At 67.4% G+C, this 2,872-nt stretch carries 3 protein-coding genes; all 3 read left to right on the forward strand.

Annotation, left to right across the window (positions count from 1 at the left end; genetic code table 11):
• The first annotated feature begins 110 nt into the window (after positions 1 to 110).
• The 3 genes from SAS01S_RS21770 to SAS01S_RS21780 are packed head-to-tail and all read left to right on the forward strand — an operon-like array spanning position 111 to position 2,800.
• Positions 111 to 836: an AAA family ATPase gene (locus tag SAS01S_RS21770; protein ID WP_066813291.1), complete on the forward strand. Its 726-nt coding sequence runs from the start codon at positions 111 to 113 to the stop codon at positions 834 to 836.
• Between the two features lie 13 nt (positions 837 to 849).
• The gene (locus SAS01S_RS21775) at positions 850 to 1,461 is read left to right on the forward strand and encodes a hypothetical protein (RefSeq protein WP_084239318.1); all 612 of its coding nucleotides are present in this window, start codon (positions 850 to 852) and stop codon (positions 1,459 to 1,461) included.
• 16 nt (positions 1,462 to 1,477) lie between these two features.
• A complete protein-coding gene (locus SAS01S_RS21780) occupies positions 1,478 to 2,800 on the forward strand; it encodes an SPOR domain-containing protein (RefSeq protein ID WP_066813295.1) in 1,323 nt (440 codons plus the stop codon).
• The last annotated feature ends 72 nt before the right edge of the window (positions 2,801 to 2,872 follow it).

The raw sequence follows: 2,872 nt of genomic DNA on the forward strand, positions 1-2,872 counted from the left end.
AAAAGGACTCCAAGATCGTTTCGCCTCCCAACTGAATATCACGCCGTTAACCTGTTCTTAGCTCGCCCCGTGGCACCTCGCTTCCCGAATAGCGGGGAGTAATAGGATCAATGCGCGTTCTCGCGATGGCATCGCAGAAGGGCGGATCGGGCAAGACGACGCTGTCGGGGCACCTTGCGGTGCAGGCACAGCTCGCCGGAGCCGGCCCTGTCGTGCTGATCGACATCGACCCCCAGGGTTCGCTGTCGGATTGGTGGAACGAGCGGGAAACGGAATTTCCCGCCTTTGCCCAGACCACCGTTGCGCGGCTCGCCGCCGATCTCGAAGTACTGCGCCAGCAGGGCTTCAAGATGGCGGTGATCGATACGCCGCCGGCCATTACCATGGCGATCCAGAGCGTCATCCAGGTGGCCGAGCTGATCGTCATTCCGACGCGCCCGTCCCCGCATGACTTGCGCGCCGTCGGCGCCACGGTCGATCTGTGCGAGCGCGCGGGCAAGCCGCTGATCTTCGTCGTCAACGGCGCGACGCCCAAGGCCAAGATCACCTCGGAAGCCGCGGTCGCGCTGTCGCAGCACGGCACGGTCGCCCCGATCACGATTCACCACCGCACCGATTTCGCCGCCTCGATGATTGACGGCCGCACGGTGATGGAAGTCGATCCCAAGGGCCGCTCGGCCGCCGAAGTGGTCGAACTGTGGGCCTATATCTCCGATCGGCTCGAAAAGAATTTCCGTCGCACGGTCTTCGCCGCGCCGACCGCGATGCATCCAGGTTTCGGTGCGCGTCCGCAGGCCGGCGGCGCTGGTGGCTTCGGCCGCCGAGTGATGAGCTGAGGGCGGCGCGATGATGAGCGAACCCAAGCCTTTCGCCTCTTTGTCCTCCGGTCTGCTCGCCCGCAAGGGTCAGGCGCGTCCTGCGATGCGTCCGCAGGGTTTCACCGGCGGCTATGCCTCGTTGGCCGGGATCGAGGATCTCGGCTGGAACGATATGGGGCACATCCCCGAGCCGATGGCCGACATCCATCCGCTGCACGAGGACGACCAGATCCAGCCGCCGCCCGAGGGCGTGCCGCCGGTCCTGGCGCAACGCCATGCGCTGAAGCAGGAATTCGAGCCGCCGGTGCTCGACGAAGCCGTCGAGGACGAACCCGAAGGTCTGGTCGAAGCGCCGGCGCCGCAGCTGGAGGTCGTCGTCAAGACGGTCGCGGCGGATACGTTCGAACCGCGTCCGGTCTCGGTCGCGGCGGCAGGCCGAATCGCCCGTGCCACGCAGCACAAGAGCAAGGCGGCCTTCACCTTGCGCCTGGACGAGGAGCGCCATTTGCGGCTGCGCCTCGCCAGCGCGGTCAGTGGCCGTTCGGCCCAACAGATTGTTACCGGGGCGCTCGACGCCTTTTTGGAATCGCTGCCCGAAGTCGGCGAGCTGGCACGCCAGCTGCCGACACGGGTCAAGGGGTGAATTGGGGGACGTTGCGATGAAGTCGAAGCGATTGACGATGGGCCTCTCGGCGGTCGCGCTTTGCGCCGCTTTGGGTGGCATCTATCAGGGCGCCGCACTCGCCGGTTCGAAGTCGAGCCAGGTCGATGACACTGCCGCGGCAACGGATATTGCCAATGCACGCAAGGCGCTGGCGGCCCGCCAGGGCAACGCCGCCGTGCGCTGGGCCGAGGCCGCGGTCGAGCTCCGTCCGCAAATCGCCGACTATCGCGCCGTGCTCGGCCAGGCCTATCTGCTCGCCGGTCGTTTTGCCTCGGCGCGCACCACGTTCAATGATGCGCTGACGCTGTCGCCGGGCGATGGCAAGGTCGCGCTCAACATGGCACTCGCCCAGATCGCCGAAGGCGACTGGACCGGAGCGCGCCAGACTCTCGACAGCAATTCGGGATCGATTCCGGTCAGCGACCGCGGCCTTGCGATGGCGCTCGCGGGCGACCCGATGAGCGCGGTCAATCTCTTGCTGCCGGTCGCGAGACAGCCGGGTGCCGATGCCAAGCTGCGGCAGAATCTGGCGCTCAGCTTGGCGCTCGCTGGCCGTTGGGAGGACGCGCGCATGGTCGCCGGCATGGACCTGTCGCCGACCGATGCCGACAAGCGGATCACCGAATGGGCCGCCTTTGCGCGTCCCGCATCGCGCTACGACCAGGTCGCGGCTCTGCTCGGCGTCACGCCGGCGGCCGATCCCGGCCAGCCGGTTGCGCTCGCGCTCAACGCCAGCACGCCGGTCGTCGCCAGCGCGCCCGCGCCGGTCGATGCCTATATGCCCAAGGCCACTGCCGAGGTCGCAGCCGCTTCCGCGCCGGTCGATGCCGGCACGATCGCGCCCGCGCCTGTCGTCGCCGCCGCGCCGGCGGTGAGCACGGTGGTGTTCGGTCCGCGCGCCGAAGTCGTTCAGCCGCTGCCCGTCCAGCCGGCGGTCGGCAGCAAGGCGCCGCTGATCAAGGCTCCGAAATCGGCCATCAAGGCCGCAGCATTTGTGAAACCCATGGTTGCTCCTACCACCCCGGGCGCTTCCAAGGTCAGCGTGAGCAAGGGCAATTTCTATGTCCAGCTCGGTGCCTATGACAGCACGGGCGTTGCCCGCGATGCATGGGGCCGAGCCTCACGTGCTTATTCGGGCTTCGCCGGTCATGCCCCCACGGGCATGTCGGTGACGGTCAACGGCAAGAACTTCTATCGCCTGTCGGTCGGCGGGTTCGACCGCGCCGGCGCGGCACAGCTTTGCGCGAGCTATCGCGCCAAGGGCGGCACTTGCTTCGTGCGAGCTGACGCGGGCGATAAGGCCGCCAGCTTCAAGTAAATCGGAAACCCCTCTCCCGCCTGCGGGAGAGGGAGGGGCCCGCCGCGAAGCGGTGGGAGGGTGAGGGTCTTC

The organism is Sphingomonas asaccharolytica NBRC 15499 (genome assembly GCF_001598355.1).
GTDB lineage: Bacteria > Pseudomonadota > Alphaproteobacteria > Sphingomonadales > Sphingomonadaceae > Sphingomonas > Sphingomonas asaccharolytica.

What these genes read in the sequence shown, in the direction of transcription:
- SAS01S_RS21770 (WP_066813291.1), top strand. Translation starts at nt 111, where the DNA reads ATGCGCGTTCTCGCGATGGCATCGCAGAAGGGCGGATCGGGCAAGACG.
- SAS01S_RS21775 (WP_084239318.1), top strand. Translation starts at nt 850, where the DNA reads ATGAGCGAACCCAAGCCTTTCGCCTCTTTGTCCTCCGGTCTGCTCGCC.
- SAS01S_RS21780 (WP_066813295.1), top strand. Translation starts at nt 1,478, where the DNA reads ATGAAGTCGAAGCGATTGACGATGGGCCTCTCGGCGGTCGCGCTTTGC.